Below are 18,364 nucleotides of genomic sequence, written 5' to 3' on the forward strand. Positions count from 1 at the left end.
CCAGACTCTCGATGAATCGCGGATCGGCCCGGGCCGGGAGGAACCCCGGACCCGGGCCGATCACGCCTACGGCCTCAGCCGAGGGACGTCACTTGCTGACGCTGACCGTGTTGAATCGCTCGTCGGTCAACGGGCTGGCCACCATGCCCTTGACGTCCTTGGTGACGACGATGGCCGGCGGGGCGTGCCAGAGCGGCACGGCCGGCAGCCACTTGGCGGCGATGTCCCGGTTGACCTGCTCCCAGGCCGCCTTCTTGCCGGCGTCGTCGACAGTGCCGTCGGCCTTGGTGATCGCGTCGAACATCTCGGTCATCCCCTGGTCACCGAACTCGACCTTGCCGCGGCCGAAGAACGTGCCGACGAAGTTGCCCGGGTCGTTGTAGTCACCGGTCCAGCCGAGGATGTGCAGGTCCTGCTTGCCGAACTGCTGCACGTCGTCCTTGAAGCCACCGTTCCACGGGCGAGGCACACCGTTGACCTTGATGCCCACGGCCTGGAGGTCGTTGGCGAGGACGGTGAAGATCTCCTGCGGGTTCGGCATGTACGGCCGGGAGACGTCCGGCGGGTAGTAGAAGTTCAGCGTCAGACCCTCGGCGCCGGCCTCCTTGAGGAGCTGCTTGGCCTTGTCCGGGTTGTACTCGTACTTCTGCACGTCCGGGGCGTAGCCGAGCACGGTGTCCGGCATGAACTCGTCGGCGACCTTGGCGCCACCCGGGCCCTTGGTCTGCACCAGCTGCTGGCGGTTGAGCGCGTAGGCGATCGCCTGGCGCACCCGCAGGTCCTTGAGCTTCGGGTTCTTCTGGTTGAGGCCCAGGTAGAGGACGTTGAACGCCGGGCGGTTGATGACCTGGAAGCCCTCGCCCTCCAGCGCCTTGCGGTCGGCCGGGGCCGGGAAGTCGATGCCCTGGACGGTGCCGGCGCGGAGCTCCTGCTTGCGGGTGCTCTCGTCCTTGATGACCTTGATGATCACCTTGTCGACCTTGGCCTTGTCACCCCAGTAGTCCGCGTTGCGGTTCAGGGTGATCTCGTTCTTGGCCTTGTCCCAGCCACCGAAGGTGAACGGGCCGGTGCCGACCGGGTTGGTGGTGGCGAACGCGCTGTACTCGAACGAGTCGCCGTTCTGCTTCACCGTGTTGGCGTCGTACTTCTTCAGCGCCTCGGGGCTGGCGATCGAGAGCGAGGTCAGCGCGAACGCGCCGGGGAACGCCCCCTTGTACTGGTTGAGGGTGACGACGGCGGTGCCGCCGTCCTTCGCCTCACACTTGTTGTAGATCGCCTTGCCGGCGTCCGGGCTCTCGTTGTTGGCGAAGCCCCCGAAGACGTCCATGTAGTAGATCATCTGGGACTGGGCGGCAGCGCCCTTCATGTTGTACCAACGGTCGAAGTTGAAGCAGACCGCCGCGGCGTCGAACGGGGTGCCGTCGTGGAACTTCACACCCTGGCGGAGCTTGAACGTCCAGACCTTGCCCTCGGGGTCGTGCTCCCAACTCTCGGCCAGGCCGCCCTGCAGCTCCGCGGTGCCCGGCTTGTGGCTCACCAGGGTGTCGAACATCTGCCGGACCGGCCGGAACGACTCACCGTCATCGTTGAAGATCGGATCGAAGTTCTTCGGGTCACCGGCACCCGCGAAGATGAAGGTGCCGCCAGTCTTGGCCTCGCCACTGCCACCGTCGCGCTCGCTCTTCGCGCAGCCGGCCGCGCCGACCGCCAGAGCGGCAACGGCCGCGATGGCCACAGCCGATTTAAGCCTTCTCGCCTGCATCTCTCACCTCTGTCATGCGCATGACCACGCCGAGCTGTGGCTCGGTCCGTGTGCGGGAGGCTATGACATGTAACACCGGAAGCGGAACGGCCGTCAGGCAATCGCTACCAAGCCGACACCTTGCGCGGACGTCTGACAGTCGACGGCACGGCGAATACATGGAGCGACACATGACCCGACGCCACGAAGCCAGCCGTCGACGCCGGGTGTCGACGACTCGGGACGCGTCAGGAGGGCGACGGCCAGGCCACGGGTGGTGGGCAGGCGGCCAGCCGCTCGACGGCCGAACCCGCCGCAGCGGTACCCAGGTCGTGGAAGGTCACGCGGTGGCAGGCGGTCAGGTTGCTCGCTCCGAACAACGTGCCGACAGGGGCGGAACCGTACACGACCACCACCAGGCCGGAAGTCCGGCGAACCTCCCGAACCTCGACCCGGGCACCCTCCGCGACCACCGCCAACCGTTCGTCGGTCGGCGCCGGGTCGCCGGTGGCGACCACCGCGGCGGCGTACGCCTGGGCGTCACGGGTCACGGCGGCTTCGGCCCCGGCCTCCTCCGCGCGGGTGTCCGCGGCCAGTCGCCGGCTCCCCACCTCGATCGCCACGATGACGCCAGCGATCACCAGGGCCAGCACGACCACCAGCACCGCCGGAGCCCAGGACCGCTGGGCCGGCCGCCGCGTCGCCACACGCCACCTCCCCGAGGTACGTCGGTGGGCCCGCGCTCCTCACGCGGACCCACCGGATCGGCTCAGTTGTATCCCACCGCCGACAGTCGGGAGGTCACGGCATTGGAGTATGTCACCGCGCCGGTGTCCTTCGGGTGGAACGAAGCCCGGCTGATGCAGACGTTCAGACCCGCCGTGATCCAGCCGACGCAGGTCGCGTAGTCGTCGTTGGTCACCAGCCGGAAGTCGCCCTCACCCTCGGGACCGACGACCAACCCGTTGATGTCGTCCGGCACGAGGATGTCGTGGGTGGCGTCGTACTTGCGGCACGTCCCGTGGTCGAGCATGCCCTCGACCATGTCGGTGAACTGCACCTCCCGCCCGGCCGCGCGCGCCCCGTCGACCATGGTCCGCTCCGCGTCCCGCATGTAGAGCGCCAGCCTGTTGATCATCGCCATCTCACCCGCCGTGTACCGGTTGAAGACGCACGAATCCTGGTAGTAACTGGCGAAGATGCGGGGATAGCCGACCACCATGATGGTGGCGTTGGGCGCCTTCGAGGCCACCGCGTCGATCAACTGGCGCACCTCGGCCTGCGCGCTGTCGATCCGCTGCTGGACGGTCGTCTCGTAGGCGGCGGTGTCACAGGCCGACTCCGCGCACGTGGTCATCGTGAGAGGGAAACGAGCGTCGTTCCCGCCGGCCGAGAGCAGCACCAGGGTCGTGTTGCCGTCCAGCGTGCCGGACTCGATCTGGGACATCTCCCGGAACTGCCCCTCCGCGGCGCGTCCGTACTCGCCGATCTCGTCGGGTGGGTTCTGCCAGTAGTAGGGCGTGCTCGTGCTCCTCATCCCTGCTGCCGTCGCTCCGGAGCAGGTGACGTTCTGGAAGTCCAGACTCTGGTCGTGGCTGGCCAGCCGGCTGGAGATCGAACTCGACGAACCGGGAAGGCGGCTCAACAGCGGCCACGCCTTCGTGCTGCGGCGGCAGGCGTTCCACGCCCGATTGCCGTAGTTGTTGTCCGTCTCGTAGTAGTAGCTGCCGACGCCCTCGCCGGAGCCGTACGAGTCACCCATTGCCACCACGAAGTGTCGCGGCTTGGCGCTCAGGGGGACGAACGCGAGAGCGTCCCACGCCACGTCCTCGGTGCCGTTGCCGTCCTCGGTGATGTTGTTCAGCTCCACCGACTGGGCACCCGCGTTGGAGAACTGGTACGTCCCCAGGGTCACCCAGCGGTGCTCCTCGGTCCGCGTGGGGATGTACCGGGTCTTCTGCCCCGCCCCCGTGTTGATCACGTACTTCGCCTGCTGGGTGTGCGCGCCGTGGTCCGGGATGTGCACCATCACCTTGGCCCAGCCGTTCAGGCGGTTGGTGGGGGTCCAGCGTCCGGTGACCTTCTCCGGCGCCGTGTCGGACCGCTGGGTGTGCGCCCACCAGAAGTGACCGCCGAACCCGCCGCCGATCTGGTGGGTGTCCACCTTCCCTGGATAGATGGTCACGTTGTTCGGCCCGACCCGGGACGGATAGTTGAACGAGAACTTCCCCGCCGGCGTGTAGTCGCGCTGGCAGCCCTGCGGGCCGAGTGGGGTGGCGCTGTCGATGTCGTCGATGATCAGCGCGTTGCTCGGCAGCCCGTCCCGGCTGCATTGCGAGTCGTAGATGCTGGACCCGTACGGGCGGGGCTCGACGCTGGTGTACCGCCGGTTCTCCAGACCGCAGTTGACCGAGCAGTCCGTCCAGGTGACCGGCGAGTGCCACCAGCACTTCAGATCGTCCCGGGTGCACGGCCCCGGAGGATCCGTGGGGTAGTCGCCCGGCACCTCCGACACGTTCGGGTCACAGGCGTTCTGGGCCGGTACGCAGAAGGTGAATCGTTCCGGCTGGGCGACGAGCTTGTTGCGTTCCTGGGCGGTGGCGTACGTCGCGCTGTAGTTGCCCGTCTCGTAGTTGTAGCGGCGCAGCGAGGTGTAGGCGAAGCCGATCACCCGCTCCGGATACGACCAGTGGTTCGGGTGCTTGGCGTTGTCGTAGCCGACCTGGTCGTCCACCGGCGGGTTGGCGGTGGGCACGTCCAGCGGCTGGGTCAGGAACATCTTGCGGTCCGCCGGGTAGTTGGGATTGGACGGGTTGTTGGCCCAGCCCACCCCCCAGGGCAGGGTGGGACTCTGCGGGATCTGGGAGTAGAAACCGGTGTTGTACGCCCAGATGGCGAACCACCAGTTCTCGATGTACCTCGCGTCGCCGTTGTTGGCGATCAGCCCGGCGTTCCGGGTCTGGTTCCACTTGTCCTGCAGGATGCGCAGGCCGGCCGCCACGTTGACCGCGTAGTCCAGCGCCACCGCCTTCTGCTTCGTCGTGTCCCACTGCACGCCCGCGATCCACTGGTCGGTGTCGCTCTTCTTCATCCCGGACGTGACCTGTCCGACGCCATAGCCGCAGTCGGTCTTCGTCCAGTCGATCTTGGTGTAATCCGGGCTTGCCAGATCCAGGCCGTAGTAGCCGAGGCTGGTCAGTGGATTGCCGGCCAGCCCGTCGACGACGTGGTAACTCGCCTGCCACAGGTTCGACTCCTGCGCGAGGATGCCGAGGAACACCTGCGCCGGCACGTCGCCACCACCCGTGAGCGCCATCGACGGGAACATCGTCTGCGGCGAGTACGCGGGCAGGCCGTTGTTCGCCCAGTTGGCCGCGCGCTGGAAGGTCAACTGTCCGCGTACCGCCAGGTCGGCAGCCCACTCCACCTGCTCCCGGGTCGGTTGGTAGACCTGGATCGCCGGATCGTTGCGGCGTACCGCGCAGGAGCCGTCAAGGTCGTACGCCACGGTCTCCGGGCTCGGGTCGGCGAGGGTGGTCGCCTTGCCCGCCGCGCCGGCGGCCGGGGCCGCCTGCCCACCGACCCCGCTCGGCGGCTGCACCGTGAAGGCGACATCGCCCCCCATACGCAGGCGAGCTTTGATGTCGACCCGGTCCGTCTGCCCGTCACTCGGCGCACCTCCGACCGACCCGGCGGCCTCCCGACCGGTGACGGCCCTGGTCAGCACCAGATCGCCGGTGCGGGAGACGTCGCTGTCGGGTGGCGCGTCGATCGTGCTCCACCGCGAGGGCAGGCGCTCGCGGCCGAGCCGGCCGCCGGCCCGGCCGCCCACGGCGAAGACTCGGCCTTCACCACCGGCGCGCAGCTTGACGGTGCCCGTCGGGACAGTCGCCACCGGAACCAAATGACCACCGGCCATTCGCGCGAGATCAACCTCGTCTCCGCGGGCCACCTGGAGCGCGACGTCCCGGGGCCCGTCCGCCATCAGCCGGAACGGGGATCCTCCGGTCCGGAGGGTTGCCCGGACCGCTCCTCGGCGGTCGAGGGTGAGCAGCGCGTCACCCTTGGCGGCGATGATCCCATCACCGACGGGGATGGCCGAGGTGAGCTGACCCGGCGCCACCGCCTTCTGAACGGCGGACGGCTTCCGAGTGTCCACAGTGGTCAGAATGGTCCGCGCCACCGTGCCGGCGCGCGGCGATGCCGGCAGCTCCAGGCGGGACAGCACAGCCGTCTCCCCCGCCCCGCAACCGGGATTGTGATAGGCCAGGGAATAGCGTTCGGGCAACCTGGTGACCGCGCCCGTGTCCAGGTCGATGACCGCCGCGGAGGCCCCCGCGTTGAGCAGGTTCTCCCGGTTGGTGAATTCACGGGGCGCGTAGACCGCCACCGCGCGTCGACCGGAGCCGGTCAGGCAGACCTGCCCGACCCACTGGTCCGTCGGCAGGCCGGCTCCACCGAGTGTGGCGGCCGTCCGCCAGCGGTACGCCTCCTTGGCGTCCGCCACCAGCACGTGCAGGCCGGTCTCGTCGGACGAGGTGGTGACCACCCGGTCTGCGGAACGCCGCCAGGTGGCACCGAGCCGTCGGTCGGGATCGAGGATCCGGTCCGGGTCAGCCGGCCGGCCCGGATCGGCCGGTCGACTGACGGTGGTCGTCTTCGAAGGGTCGACGGAGGCGGCCGAGGCCGCCTGTTGAGACGGAACCAGCGGTGTCAACACCGCGAGTCCCAATAGGGGAGCCAGGAACCGGCGCACGGTGACCTCCGTCGCGAGATGCGGAGAGAAGCGACACCATCCTCACGACGGAGATCACCGTGGCGTCATCGCCGGCTCACCGGTCGCACATCACCGGCCGAGGGATCAGACGGCCCGACGCCCCTCGAACGCCCGGCCCAGGGTGATCTCGTCGGCGTACTCCAGATCGCCGCCGACGGGCAGCCCACTGGCCAGCCGGGTCACCGCGATCCCCATCGGCTTCACCATCAGCGCCAGATAGGTGGCGGTCGCCTCGCCCTCCGTGTTCGGATCGGTGGCCAGGATCAACTCCCGGACCGCGCCGCCGCTCAACCGGGTCATCAGCTCCCGGATGCGCAGGTTGTCCGGGCCGATCCCCTCCAGCGGATTGATCGCGCCGCCGAGCACGTGGTAGCGACCGCGGAACTCACCGGTCCGCTCGATGGCCACCACGTCCTTGGGTTCCTCCACCACGCACAGCACCTCGTCGGTGCGGCGCTGATCGCGGCAGATCCGGCACTGCTCGGACTCGGCCACGTTGTAACAGGTCGTGCAGAAGCGCACCAGCTCCTTGACCTTGCGCAGCGCGCCGGCCAGCCGGTTGACGTCGGCCGGGTCGGCCGACAGGACGTGGAACGCGATCCGCTGGGCGCTCTTCGGGCCCACGCCCGGCAGTCGTCCCAGCTCGTCGATCAGATCCTGGATGGCGCCTTCGTACATCTGCCGGCTCAGAAACCGGGCAGGCCGAGGCCGCCCATGCCGCCGGCGACCGGACCCATCTTGCGCTCGGTCAACTCGCGCGCGGCCTCGGCGGCGTTGTGCACGGCCGCGACCACCAGGTCTTCGAGGGTCTCCACGTCGTCCGGGTCGACGGCCTTCGGGTCGATCTTGATGGCCTTCAGGTCACCGGAGCCGGAGACGGTCGCGGTGACCAGCCCTCCGCCGGCGGTGCCGGTCAGCTCGGCCTCGGCCAGCTCGGCCTGGGCAGCGGCGATCTGCTGCTGCATCTTCTGCGCCTGCTTCAGCATCTGCTGCATGTTCGGCTGTCCACCTGGGCGCACGGATGGCTCCTTCTCGCACTCGTCTGCTCGGCCGCCGACCAGCCTAACCGCTGGGACCGACCCCGCCCCGCCCGGTGCGTCCGCCCACGCCGGGCCATGCCGGCTTCCGCACGCGGGCCGGGAACGACCGGGTTCACAACCGGCCGACGAGCCGCCCGCCCGAACGACCCGCTAGGTATGGCTGGCACCACCCCGAACCGGCCCTCTGCGGGTAGTGCGTCGGCACCCACCGCGCTGGTCTGCTCGACAGCATGAACCTCAACCCCGCGGGCCGGGTCGGCGCACTGTGCTGGGTGATCGCCGCACCGGTCTTCCTCGTCGCCAGCCTGGTCGCCGGCCTGCGCTGGCGCGAGCCGGCCTACAGCTGGGCCAGCCACAACATCAGCGACCTCGGCAACGTCCACTGCGGCATCTGGGACACCACCCGACCCCGGTACGTCTGCTCCCCCTGGCACCCGTTGATGAACGCCGCGACACTGGCCACGGCCGTGCTGCTCGCCGCCGGGCTCCTGCTGACCTGGCGGTTGCTGGGTCGCGGCGCGGTGGTGCGCTCCGCGCAGACGCTGCTGTTGCTGGCGGCCGGCGGGTACGCCCTGGCGGCCCGCTACCCGGCCGACGTCGACGAGAACCTGCACGTCCTCGGCGCATTCGTGATCATGGGATTGGGCAACGTCGGGCTGCTCCTCGCCGGCTTCGCGCCGCACACCACGGTGCTCGGCCGATGGCGACCGCTCACCCTTGCCGCCGGGTTGACCGCGTTGGCGGGGACCGTGCTGTTCTTCGCCCAGCAGGGCTTCGGGATCGGAGTGGGCGGCATGGAACGCGTAGCGGTGCTGCCCTTTCCCGTGTGGGCCTGCTGCCTGGGCGCCCTGCTCGCCGAAACCCCGCCCGGCCCCGTCGCTCAGGAGGCCGCGGTGTCGGCCGAGAGCCACACCACTTCATGATCGACGGGGCAGGGTGTCAGCGGGCGTCCACCTCGTCGATCTTCTCGGCGCCGAAGGTCTCCCGGAGCAGCCGTACCGCCTGCTCCTCGCTCGACTCCCGGGCGGTCTTCTCGTCGATGACCTCGTCCAACGGTTCGTCGCCCGGGTCGAACCCCTCGTAGGTCGGTACCGCCGCCGGTGCCGCGCCACCCGGGCGCCTACCGCGCTGCGGGCCGTCGAAGTCCGGGTCGTAAGGCGGTTCGCCCGCCCATTCGGCGTCCGCGACGGGCCGGGCCGCCGATGCGGTACGCGCGCCGCGCCCCGCCGCCGCCGCTCGTGCGGCGGCGATGGCGCTGCTCACCGGTGCGCCACCGGCTGCCGCCGGCTGCCGGGCCGCCGGCGTCGGGTTGGCCGCCCGTGCGTCCGGCTGACCGGGCACGGCGCCGGAGCCGCCGGAGCCGCCACCGTTCGCCCCAGGGCCGCCACCGTTCGCCGCGCCGTTCGATCTGGGGTGGGCCGCGTCGGCGCCGTTCACGCTGGTCGACACGGGTGCGGAGGAGCCGCCCGAGGCGGAGTCGCGGTCGTCCACGGCGGTACCGCCCGGCCGGGCGGCCTCCGGCCAGTCGTCGTCATCCGTCGCCTGGGCGGCGGGAGCATTGCCACCGGGGCGCGCAGCCTCCGGCCAGTCGTCCTCGTCGTCAGGTGTCGCAGCCGCCGGGGTGTTCGTCGAGCCAGCCGCGGCGGCCGTGTTCGTCGAGGCCGGAGACACGTTGGGCGATGTGTTCGTGGGGGCAGGTCGGACATCCGCCGAAGCAGGCGACGCGGCGGCAGCGGCCGGCGCGGCAACCGGGGCCGACGTCGGCGCAACCGCGGTCGGCGCGGCCTGGGTCGGCGCGGTCGGCTGCGCGGCAGAGGTCGGAGCGGTCGGGGTCGGCGCGAACGGCTGGGCGGCAGCGGCCGGCACGGCAGCGGCCGGCGCGGACGGCTGCGCGGCAGCGGTCGGAGCGGCCGAGGTCGGCGCGGTCGGTGCCGGCGCGGCAGCGGTCGGGCGGGGCGGCGCGGCCGGCTGGGAGCGCGGTGGGCCGGACAGCGACACGCCACCCCGCTCGCCGGCCACCTCGCAGCGGATCTGCCAGCGTCCGCCCAGCTCCTCGTAGAGCGCGTCGGTGAGCACCGCCGAGTGGTCGGCCATCATCTTGGCCAGCACGGTGGACTTCACCGTCAGCACCAGCATGTCGCCGTCGAGTTCCCGCACGACCGCGTCGCGCATGAGGGCGGCGATCCGCTTGTTGGTCCGGTTGACCTTGCCGACCACGTCGGGCCAGGCCCGGCGAACGGCTACCGCGTCCAGTGCGGCGGCCGGCGCGCCGGGGCGAGGCGGCACGGGTGTCGCCGGGTCGGGCAGCACGGCCGACGGCGGCACCACGCGACGCGGGGCCGGCGAGACGGGTGCGACGGCCGGGTCAGCGGAGGTCGACGCGGCGACGGCCGACGCACCGGGCGAGGCCGGAATCGGTGAGTCGGCCCCCGAGGGCGCGTGCGCGGCCGGTACGCCGGGAACGCGAGCGCCCGAGCCCGCAGCACCCGAACCCACAACGCCCGAGCCCGCAGTGTCTGCGGCCCGCGCGCCTGGGGTCGGGGACGCGGTCGGGTCGACGTCCCACGGCGGTGCGGAGGTCGGGGCGTTGGCGGGTGCCGGGGTGGCGGCAGCCGGGACCGGAGGGGCGTGCTGTGGGCGTACCCCTTGGTGGGCTGCTGACGCGGAGCCGGCGGCGGCCGACGGCGCGTCGGTGCCGCCCAGGGTGAGCCGGCGTTCCATCCGTTCGAGGCGCTGGAGGAGGCCGCCGGCGGAGTCGTCCACGCCGGGCAGCAGCATCCGGGCGCAGATCAGCTCCAGCAGCAGGCGGGGCGCGGTGGCGCCGCGCATCTCCACCAGGCCGTCGTGCACGATGTCGGCGCAGCGGGAGAGCGTGGCCGGGCCGAGTTGGGACGCCTGGGCGGCCATCCGCTCGATCTGGTCGGCGGGGCCGTCGATGAGGCCCTTCGCGGCGGCGTCCGGCACCTGCTGGATCACGATCAGGTCGCGCAGCCGTTCCAGCAGGTCGGAGGCGAACCGGCGCGGGTCGTGCCCGGCCTCGGCGACCCGGTCGACGGTGGCGTACGCGGCGGCGCCGTCACCGGCGGCCAGCGCGTCGCACATCTCGTCGATCAGCGCGGCGTCGGTGACCCCGAGCAGGGCGGCGGCCCGCGCGTAGGTGACGCCCTCCGGGCCGGCGCCGGCCATGAGCTGGTCGAGCACGGAGAGGCTGTCCCGGGCGCTACCGCCACCGGCGCGGACCACCAGCGGGAAGACCGCCGGCTCGACGGTGACGCCCTCGGCCTGGGTGAGCTGCTCCAGGTACGGGCGGAGCACCTTCGGCGGGATCAGCCGGAACGGGTAGTGGTGGGTCCGCGACCTGATCGTGCCGAGGACCTTCTCCGGCTCGGTGGTGGCGAAGATGAACTTGACGTACTCCGGAGGCTCCTCGACCAGCTTGAGCAGGGCGTTGAAGCCCTGGGTCGAGACCATGTGCGCCTCGTCGATCACGTAGATCTTGAAGCGGCTGCTGGCTGGCGCGAAGAAGGCACGTTCGCGCAGCTCGCGGGCGTCGTCGACACCACCGTGGCTGGCCGCGTCGATCTCGATCACGTCGATGGAGCCGGCGCCGTCGATGGCCAGCGAGCGGCACGACTCACACTTGCCGCACGGCTCGGGGGTGGGGCCCTGCTCGCAATTGAGCGAGCGGGCCAGGATCCGGGCGCTGGACGTCTTGCCGCAGCCACGGGGGCCGGAGAAGAGGTAGGCGTGGTTGAGCCGGCCGCTGCGCAGCGCCTGCGACAACGGCTCGGTGACATGCTCCTGCCCGATGACCTCGGCGAAGGTACGTGGCCGGTACTTGCGGTAGAGCGCCAGCGTCACTCGTCCCGCCTCCTCTCGACCGAGCCATTCTGCGCCGGTCGGGCGCGGGTGACCACCCACCCCGCCGGGCAGCTTGGGTTACCCCGGGTTGCCGCGCTTGATCGACTCCATCTCGGCGACGTGGCGGTATCCACGGCCCAGAACAGCCCCACATCGGCGACCTGGAGTGGATCAAGGCCCCGGAGACAAAAAGGCCTCCCGTGCACCCGGCAGAGCTCGCTTATCCTTGCTGCCTTCCGGCCCTGGGGAGGTTCACGAGATACCGCCGCACGGGAGGTGACGCCAACCCTACCCGACGGCTCGTCGATCTTCAGGGGGTGGTGGGGTGGCCCGGCCGGCAAGGGCCTGTATCCTGGCTCGCGGAGGATTCGCCTAGAGGCCTAGGGCGCACGCTTGGAAAGCGTGTTGGGTTTACACCCTCACGAGTTCGAATCTCGTATCCTCCGCTCGCCTGAGCAGCAGAAACGCCCAGCAGACCGATAACAGGTCGGCTGGGCGTTCTTGCTGTGGTGTCATCGACGCCATGGCCGAGACCGCGTGGGAGTGGGACGAGACGTTGTACGCGGGCAGCGCGCACAACTACAGCGTGGGCCGGCTGCCCTATCCGCCCGAACTCGTCGACGCCATCCGTACGGCGCTCGACCTGGACGGCACCGGCCGCCTTCTGGACGTCGGTTGTGGCCCCGGGTCGTTGACGCTGCTGCTGGCGCCGCTGTTCGAGGCGGCGGTGGGGGTCGACCCCGACCGGGACATGCTCACCGAGGCGCAGCGCGCGGCCGCTGAGTCGGGGACCACCAGCGTCGAGTGGCGGCACCTGCGCGCCGAGGCTCTGCCGGCCGACCTGGGTACGTTCCGGGTGGCCACGTTCGCCCAGTCGTTCCACTGGATGGACCGGCCGTTGGTGGCCCGGCGGGTCCGCGACATGCTCGCGCCTGACGGGGCCTGGGTCCACGTCAGCGCCACCACCCACCAGGGCGTGACCGGGGACGACCCGCTGCCGTACCCCCGCCCGCCCTGGTCGCAGATCAACGACCTGGTCGCGCGCTACCTGGGGCCGGTGCGCCGGGCCGGTCAGGGGTCGCTGCCCGCCGGCACCCCCAGCGGCGAGGGCGAGATCATGCTCGCGGCGGGCTTCACCGGCCCCACCCGGGTCACTGTCGAACAGGGGATGGTCGTGGAACGCCCGGTGGACGAGATCGTCTCGGCGGTGTTCTCGCTGTCCAGTTCGGCACCGCACCTGTTCGGCGATCGGCGGCCCGCGTTCGAGGCCGACCTGCGCGAGCTGTTGACGGCGACGGCGCGGGACGGCCGCTTCGCCGAGCGACGACGCGACATCGACATCGTGATCTGGCGACCCTGACCGGCGGAGCGAGCTTTGCGGCCGCGTCTTCGAGGGCTGGCGCGGCTGGCCCGCGCGCCGAAACGACGAGATCTTGGACAGTTTCCGTTCGGAGCTAACGGAAATTGTCCAAGATCTGGAGCCAGACCGCCCGCCGGACCTCCCGTCGGCGGGCCGGCAGAGGTCCACGGCGGCGCGTACCGTGCCCAGACTCTCACCCCCGGGCGCGAGTCCAGGAGAAGAAGCGCTCGGTGAGCCGGGCCGGGTCGACGTCCCGGAGGTGTTCACCGGCCTCGGCCTGGAGCGTCGCCAGGTAGATGGTCAACGCCAGCCGGTCCTGCCGGTACTCCCCGAGCAGTCGCAGTTTCGCTGGCGAGCAGGGCCAGGCGATGCCGCACGCCTGACATCGCCAGGTGGGTCGGATCGGCAGGTGGTTCCGGTGGCGACGGCGGGGCAAGAGTCAGCCTCCTTCGCTGGTGGAGGGAGTCACCCCGCCTCCGCGTCGGGGCGACCCCGGACTGACGCCGACCGCCGGGTTGCTGCGCCTCCACCGGCCACGCCGTCTTCTGCAACCACCCTCGGGCGCGTCACCGGGCAGATACAGGGCGTAGCTATATGGTTCTCAGATATTCGAGACATCCGATGGAGGGGCCGTGAACGACGCGCTGCGGGTGGCACTGAACGACACCGGGCACACCACCGAATCCCTCGCCGAGACCGTCGGCGTCGACCCGAAGACCGTGGCGCGTTGGCTGACCGAGGGCCGCATCCCGCATCCTCGGCATCGGTTCGCAGCAGCGGAAGCCCTCCACAAGGACGTGTCGGACATCTGGCCCGACACTTCAAGACGTCGTGACCCCATCTGGTTTCGTCCGTGGCAGGAGATCGAGCGCGAGGCGGTGTCGCTGCGCTGGTTCGAATCGACGGTCCTGCCGGGGCTGCTCCAGACCGAGGCGTACGCCCGCGCGGTTCTCGGCGGCGCGGGCCTGATCCCGCCGAGCGAAATCGAGCGGCACCTCACCGTGCGGCTCAACCGGCAGGGCGTGCTGAAGCGAGACGACCCGCCGCAGTTCACGGCCGTCATCGACGAGGCGATCCTCCGCCGGCCGGTGGGCGGCCGGGCGACCATGCGCGAGCAGCTGCTGGCCGTGGTCGCCGCCTGCGCGGAGCCGCACATCCGGGTGCACGTGGTGCCCAGCGCGGTCGGCGCGTACGCCGGCCTCAACGGGCCGTTCGTGATCGCGCACAGCCACGACCATCGGGTCGCCGGCTACCTGGACAACCAGCTTCAGGGACAAGTGGCTAGCGACCCCGACGACATCGCGGCCATGATGGCGGCATGGGAGAACGTGCGCGGCGAGGCGCTGTCGCACTGGCAGTCGGTCGATCTGATGACGGAAGTGGCGGAGACATGGAGCTGAACGGCGCCCGGTGGCGCAAGAGCAGCCGCAGCAGCGGCAACGGCGGCGCGTGTGTCGAGGTCGCCGACAACCTGCCCGGCGTGATCGGCGTACGCGATTCCAAGGACCCGAGCGGCCCGGCGCTCGCCTTCGCGCCGACGGCCTGGCGCGCGTTCGTCACCCAGGTCGCCCGCCGCGCCTGACACCCGCGAGGGCTCACCGCCGCAGATCTTGGACAGTTTCCGTTCCGCGCGAACGGAAACTGTCCAAGATCTGCGCGGCCGTCGCGGTGCCGCCGGGACGGGTCTGAGCGCTTCGGATCGGCGGCAACACCGGTACCGTTCCAGGGACCGGCGGCACCCGGAGAACCGTCGTACACATGTTCTATCCACAGGCTGTGGACGGCGGAGGGTTCGATGGGTTACCAGCTCAGCGCGGTGGTCGCGGACGTGGACCTGCTCCGCGAGCAGACCGCCGAGCTGGATCACGCGGTCCTCGGCGAGCTGCGGCAGGATTTCGCTCTGCTGCCGATCACCCCGCAGCTGGTGGTGGAGCTGACCGGTTCGCTGCCCGATTACGCGACGGACGACCGCAGCGCCGCGCGCCCGTTCGAGCTGGTGCTGTCGCCGGCGCTGGCCGACCTGCTGGCCCGCTGGTCGCGTTCGGGGCCGGTGGCGTACGTGGAGGCCGAGTTCGGTGGTGGCGTCGGTCACCAGTCGGCGGCGGTGTGGCTGGGCGGCACCCTGTCCTGGGGGCCGCGCTTCGACGACGTCCTCGATGCGCCGCGCGAAAAGTGGCCGATCAACGCGGCGCTGGTTCAGCTCGGCGTCGAGCGGGGCGTGTGGATCGACCCGTTCGCCGAGGTGGGGTTGCACCTGGAGCGCAACACCGACGGCTGGCTGGCGCACGGCCGGCGGCGACTCAGCGCCGACTACTGGGACGAGCTGGTCGAACAGTGGGAAAACCAGTAATCCGGCGCTGGCCAGCAACCTGAGCGGCCCCGTCCCGTTGGGGGACTGGGGGATTCCATGAAATTGCGACAATTAGCTTTTATTGCCATGCTGCTGACTGCTGCCTCGATCGCGGGCAGCGGGACGCCACCACCCGGCCCGATGCCACCGCACCGGCCCGCCGGCAACGTCGAGATCATCGACCTGAACGGCCTGCGCAACATCGAGTTTGGCGACACCGAGGCCGAGCTGACCCGCCGGGGCGTCCTGCGTACCGACCAGGACGCCTGCGGGCCGGTGCTCACCGGCCACGAGACGGTCAGCCCGGTCTTCGTCGAGGACAGACTGGTGCTGCTGTGGGTCGGTGACCCAATGCGCACCCCGGAGGGCATCACCGCGGGCTCGCCGATCGACGAGGTCTGGGCCCGCTACCCGTCCGTCACGCGGCTGTCCGCTCCACAGGGGACGCATCGGCTCGACGGACTGTTCGCCCGCAGCGGCGACCGCGCGTACCTGTTCCTGCACGACGGGCGCACGGTCCGAAAAACCATCGCCGGGTACGCCGACTGGGCCCGCCGCCTCTTCGACGAGGGCGCCGCTCCCTGCTGAACGACCCGTCCCGTCCGAGCCGACAAGCCGATTGTCCGTGATCGACCATCGTGAAATTATTCCCTCGCTCGCGCAGATCGCGCGACACAACACGGGGGGACATCGTGCGTACAAACGCGTCCGATCCACGGTGGAGACACCTCGCAAGGTGGGCCGCCGTGGCGGCCCTGAGTCTCACGGGGGCGGGCCTGCTGGCCGACCCCGCCACCGCCGCCCCGACGGCCCAGCCGTCGCCGCGACCGACACTGACGATCGAGCAACCGCCCGCCGTCACCGCACCCTCGAAGCCAGCACCCACGACTCCCGCCCCCGGCCGGGCCACCGCGGGTCCGACGACTGTCGTTGGCCTCTCGGCCGCCTGCGGCGGCCATCTCCCGCTGGGCCAGGTCAAGAACTGCGCGTCGATCGCCGGCGCCGCACAGCAGAAGTGGACGATCACCTCGACGGTTGACCAGGACACCCTGTTCATCCGGCTCCGCGAGGTCTCCGGTGACGGTGTCGGCGCACAGGTCAAGGGCGGCGATGGCACCACCATCTGCTACGTCGGTCCGTACCTCACCGAGTGCAAGCTCGGCGCTGCCGGCACCTACACGGTCACGGTGACGCTCGACTACGGGACCGGCAAGGGCGTCTATTCGCTGTCGGCCGAGTCGATGCGGACCCCGTCCACCTGCGTCAGCCTGCCCGCGAGCTTCTTCTCCTTCGCCTCCGCCGGTCGCAGCGGCACGCTGCCCGTCGGCCTTGCCGCCCGCTGCTTCACCTTCAAGCAGCCCACCGGCACGGTCCTGCACCTCGCCGACCCGGGCGGCGTCGAGGACATCCAGGGCAACATCCTGGACGCCCAGTTCCAGCCGGTCTGCTCGGTGCGCTACCCCACCGAGTGCACCCTCCGCGAGGCCGGACCGTACCGGCTGTTCCTGGAGGAGACCTACGGCAACAAGGCCCCCTACACCCTCAAGATGCCCCGGATCTCGCAGTCGGTCGGCTGCCCGGCGCTGCCGCTGACCGCGTTCGGAGACCCGGGCGCGGTGGTCGGGACCGGCACCGTGCCACCGAACCAGGGGATCGGCTGCCAGTCGCTGCGGATCACCACTCCGGGCCGACTGATCGTCCGCTTGGACCAGTACGCGAACCAGTACCTCGACTGGCGGCTGTACGACGACGCCGGACAGGTGGTGTGCACGGAGTACGACTCCTCGCGGTCCTGCGCGGTACCGGCAGCCGGCGCCTACACGCTGGTGGCGCAGAACTGGAACTGGGAGCCGGTCACCTATCGGGTGGCGGCAGCCCGCCTCGACCAGACCGAAGGTTGCGCCGCCCCCACCGGACTCAACTGGGACCAGCCGGCCCTGACGGTGCACCAGACCTCGGCGGTGCAGACCAACTGCCAGCCGTTCCACGGCGAGGCCGGTGAGCGGGTCATGGTCTACCGGGCCCCGGACCGGTACAACGACGTCTCCTCCTCGATCGTCGACGAGCAGGGTGCGGTGCTGTGTACCGACTGGTCGGAGCAGGACGGGTGCGTACTGCCCTCCACCGGGACCTACCGCGTCGTCTCCTACCTGGCGAACTGGGACGCCGACAGCGTGGACCTCACGTACAAGGTCCAGGTCCGTCGACTCTCCGACGCGGTCGGTTGCCCGACCATCACCCCGGGCACGTACAACTCGGCACCGGCCGGCGCCCTCGGCGGCATCCGCTGCCGGACCCTGGACCTTCCCAGCGCAGGGGTGTACCGGGTCACGGCGGTGGACGGGGAGAACTACCGGTCGTACGCCACCGTCTACGACTCCGCCGGGATCAAGGTCTGCACCGACACCTGGTGCGAGGTCCCCGCGGCGGGGAAGTACACGATGGTCCTCAGCGGGGGCGTAACCGGCACGGTGATCGACACTGACTTCCGCTACGCCGTCGCGCTGCTGCCGTGGAAGCCGTCGGATTGCACGCCGGTGTCCGACACCGGCTGGCAGGACGCCCCGCACCGGGGCGGGTTCGACGCCGCTGGGCAGCACAACTGCCTCCAGCTGCCCAGTCCGGCGGGGGCCCACGTCGCCGAGCTGCTGGCCGGGGACGTGACGGCCGCGACCTCACCGGAGATCAGCGTGCTGAACGCCGCCGGCGAGCAGGTGTGCGACTACTCCTCGCTGCGTCAGTACAGCTGTGAGCTGACCGGCGAGGCACCCTTCTCCGTGCTGCTCACCGCGGATGAGGGATCCCCCACCAGCTCGTACGCCGTGGGCTTCGCCCGGACCGACGGGCCGCCGGCCTGCCCGGTCCTGCCGGGGGACGCGGCCGGCGCAACGGTGACCACCGGAGCGGACCACTTCGCGGTCTGTTACACAGTCCCGGCCGACCAGCGCGCCAGCCGGGAGAGCTTCACGTGGACGCGTACCGCCGGCTCCGGTGACGCCCGCATGTCGGTCTTCGACAGCCAGGGCATCCGGTACTGCGGCCCCGGCAGCTCGGCCGTCGAACGGACGATCACCTGCACCCTGCCCGCCGGTCCGGTGACGGTGATCCTGGAGACGGATGCCGTCGATGCCTCGTACCGCTTGACCCACCGGGACGGCACCGCCCCAACTGCGTGACGGGCGGCGGGCCGGCCCTCCACCACATTGGAGGGCTGGCCCGCCGGTCGGCAATCGAC

At 70.6% G+C, this 18,364-nt stretch carries 14 protein-coding genes, 1 tRNA gene and 1 other RNA gene; 8 read left to right on the plus strand and 8 right to left on the minus strand.

Annotated features, from left to right (window positions below):
- Positions 1–88: 88 nt before the first annotated feature.
- The 5 genes from ABZT87_RS14660 to ABZT87_RS14680 all read right to left on the minus strand — a co-directional run bounded on the left by ABZT87_RS14660 (position 89) and on the right by ABZT87_RS14680 (position 7,513).
- Complete coding sequence (locus ABZT87_RS14660) at positions 89–1,762, minus strand: ABC transporter substrate-binding protein (protein WP_355135860.1); 1,674 nt, start codon at positions 1,760–1,762, stop codon at positions 89–91.
- 227 nt (positions 1,763–1,989) lie between these two features.
- Positions 1,990–2,448 carry a hypothetical protein gene (locus ABZT87_RS14665; RefSeq protein WP_355135862.1) on the minus strand — a complete coding sequence of 153 codons (459 nt, stop codon included), beginning with the start codon at positions 2,446–2,448 and terminating at the stop codon, positions 1,990–1,992.
- 62 nt (positions 2,449–2,510) lie between these two features.
- Positions 2,511–6,461, minus strand: coding sequence for an SGNH/GDSL hydrolase family protein (locus ABZT87_RS14670; protein WP_355135864.1), 3,951 nt, complete (start codon positions 6,459–6,461; stop codon positions 2,511–2,513).
- A 141-nt stretch (positions 6,462–6,602) separates the two neighbouring features.
- Positions 6,603–7,196 carry a recombination mediator RecR gene (recR, locus tag ABZT87_RS14675; RefSeq protein WP_234583245.1) on the minus strand — a complete coding sequence of 198 codons (594 nt, stop codon included), beginning with the start codon at positions 7,194–7,196 and terminating at the stop codon, positions 6,603–6,605.
- Positions 7,197–7,204: 8 nt separating this feature from the next.
- A complete protein-coding gene (locus ABZT87_RS14680; protein ID WP_220090758.1) occupies positions 7,205–7,513 on the minus strand; it encodes a YbaB/EbfC family nucleoid-associated protein in 309 nt (102 codons plus the stop codon).
- A gap of 275 nt (positions 7,514–7,788) precedes the next feature.
- On the opposite strand from ABZT87_RS14680, the gene ABZT87_RS14685 reads away from it, so the two are divergent.
- The gene (locus tag ABZT87_RS14685; protein ID WP_355135866.1) at positions 7,789–8,481 is read left to right on the plus strand and encodes a DUF998 domain-containing protein; all 693 of its coding nucleotides are present in this window, start codon (positions 7,789–7,791) and stop codon (positions 8,479–8,481) included.
- Positions 8,482–8,497: 16 nt separating this feature from the next.
- On the opposite strand, the gene ABZT87_RS14690 is transcribed toward ABZT87_RS14685, so the two are convergent.
- A complete protein-coding gene (locus tag ABZT87_RS14690; protein ID WP_355135868.1) occupies positions 8,498–11,419 on the minus strand; it encodes a DNA polymerase III subunit gamma and tau in 2,922 nt (973 codons plus the stop codon).
- 189 nt (positions 11,420–11,608) lie between these two features.
- Positions 11,609–11,698, minus strand: an RNA gene (gene ffs, locus ABZT87_RS14695) — signal recognition particle sRNA small type.
- Between the two features lie 82 nt (positions 11,699–11,780).
- Here ffs and ABZT87_RS14700 point away from each other — a divergent pair.
- Both ABZT87_RS14700 and ABZT87_RS14705 read left to right on the plus strand, forming a co-directional pair.
- Positions 11,781–11,865: transfer RNA gene (locus ABZT87_RS14700), tRNA-Ser, on the plus strand.
- Positions 11,866–11,942: 77 nt separating this feature from the next.
- Positions 11,943–12,779, plus strand: coding sequence for a class I SAM-dependent methyltransferase (locus tag ABZT87_RS14705; RefSeq protein ID WP_355135870.1), 837 nt, complete (start codon positions 11,943–11,945; stop codon positions 12,777–12,779).
- A 193-nt stretch (positions 12,780–12,972) separates the two neighbouring features.
- Here ABZT87_RS14705 and ABZT87_RS14710 read toward each other — a convergent pair whose 3' ends face one another.
- Entirely contained in the window at positions 12,973–13,215 is a 243-nt protein-coding gene (locus ABZT87_RS14710; protein WP_354856438.1) for a flavin reductase, read from the minus strand.
- Between the two features lie 196 nt (positions 13,216–13,411).
- Here ABZT87_RS14710 and ABZT87_RS14715 point away from each other — a divergent pair, with 196 nt between their 5' ends.
- From ABZT87_RS14715 to ABZT87_RS14735, 5 genes are all read left to right on the plus strand, one after another.
- A complete protein-coding gene (locus ABZT87_RS14715) occupies positions 13,412–14,179 on the plus strand; it encodes a helix-turn-helix transcriptional regulator (RefSeq protein ID WP_355064841.1) in 768 nt (255 codons plus the stop codon).
- The gene (locus tag ABZT87_RS14720) at positions 14,170–14,361 is read left to right on the plus strand and encodes a DUF397 domain-containing protein (protein WP_355135872.1); all 192 of its coding nucleotides are present in this window, start codon (positions 14,170–14,172) and stop codon (positions 14,359–14,361) included. Before ABZT87_RS14715 ends, ABZT87_RS14720 begins: the two co-directional genes overlap by 10 nt.
- Positions 14,362–14,574: 213 nt before the next feature.
- Complete coding sequence (locus ABZT87_RS14725; RefSeq protein ID WP_355135874.1) at positions 14,575–15,129, plus strand: hypothetical protein; 555 nt, start codon at positions 14,575–14,577, stop codon at positions 15,127–15,129.
- Positions 15,130–15,222: 93 nt separating this feature from the next.
- Positions 15,223–15,717, plus strand: a complete 495-nt coding sequence (locus ABZT87_RS14730; RefSeq protein ID WP_355135937.1) for a hypothetical protein — start codon at positions 15,223–15,225, stop codon at positions 15,715–15,717.
- A 158-nt stretch (positions 15,718–15,875) separates the two neighbouring features.
- On the plus strand, positions 15,876–18,305 hold the full coding sequence (locus ABZT87_RS14735; protein WP_355135876.1) for a hypothetical protein: 2,430 nt from the start codon (positions 15,876–15,878) through the stop codon (positions 18,303–18,305).
- The last annotated feature ends 59 nt before the right edge of the window (positions 18,306–18,364 follow it).

This window comes from Micromonospora sp. NPDC005237, from assembly GCF_040607775.1.
Classification (GTDB): Bacteria; Actinomycetota; Actinomycetes; order Mycobacteriales; family Micromonosporaceae; genus Micromonospora.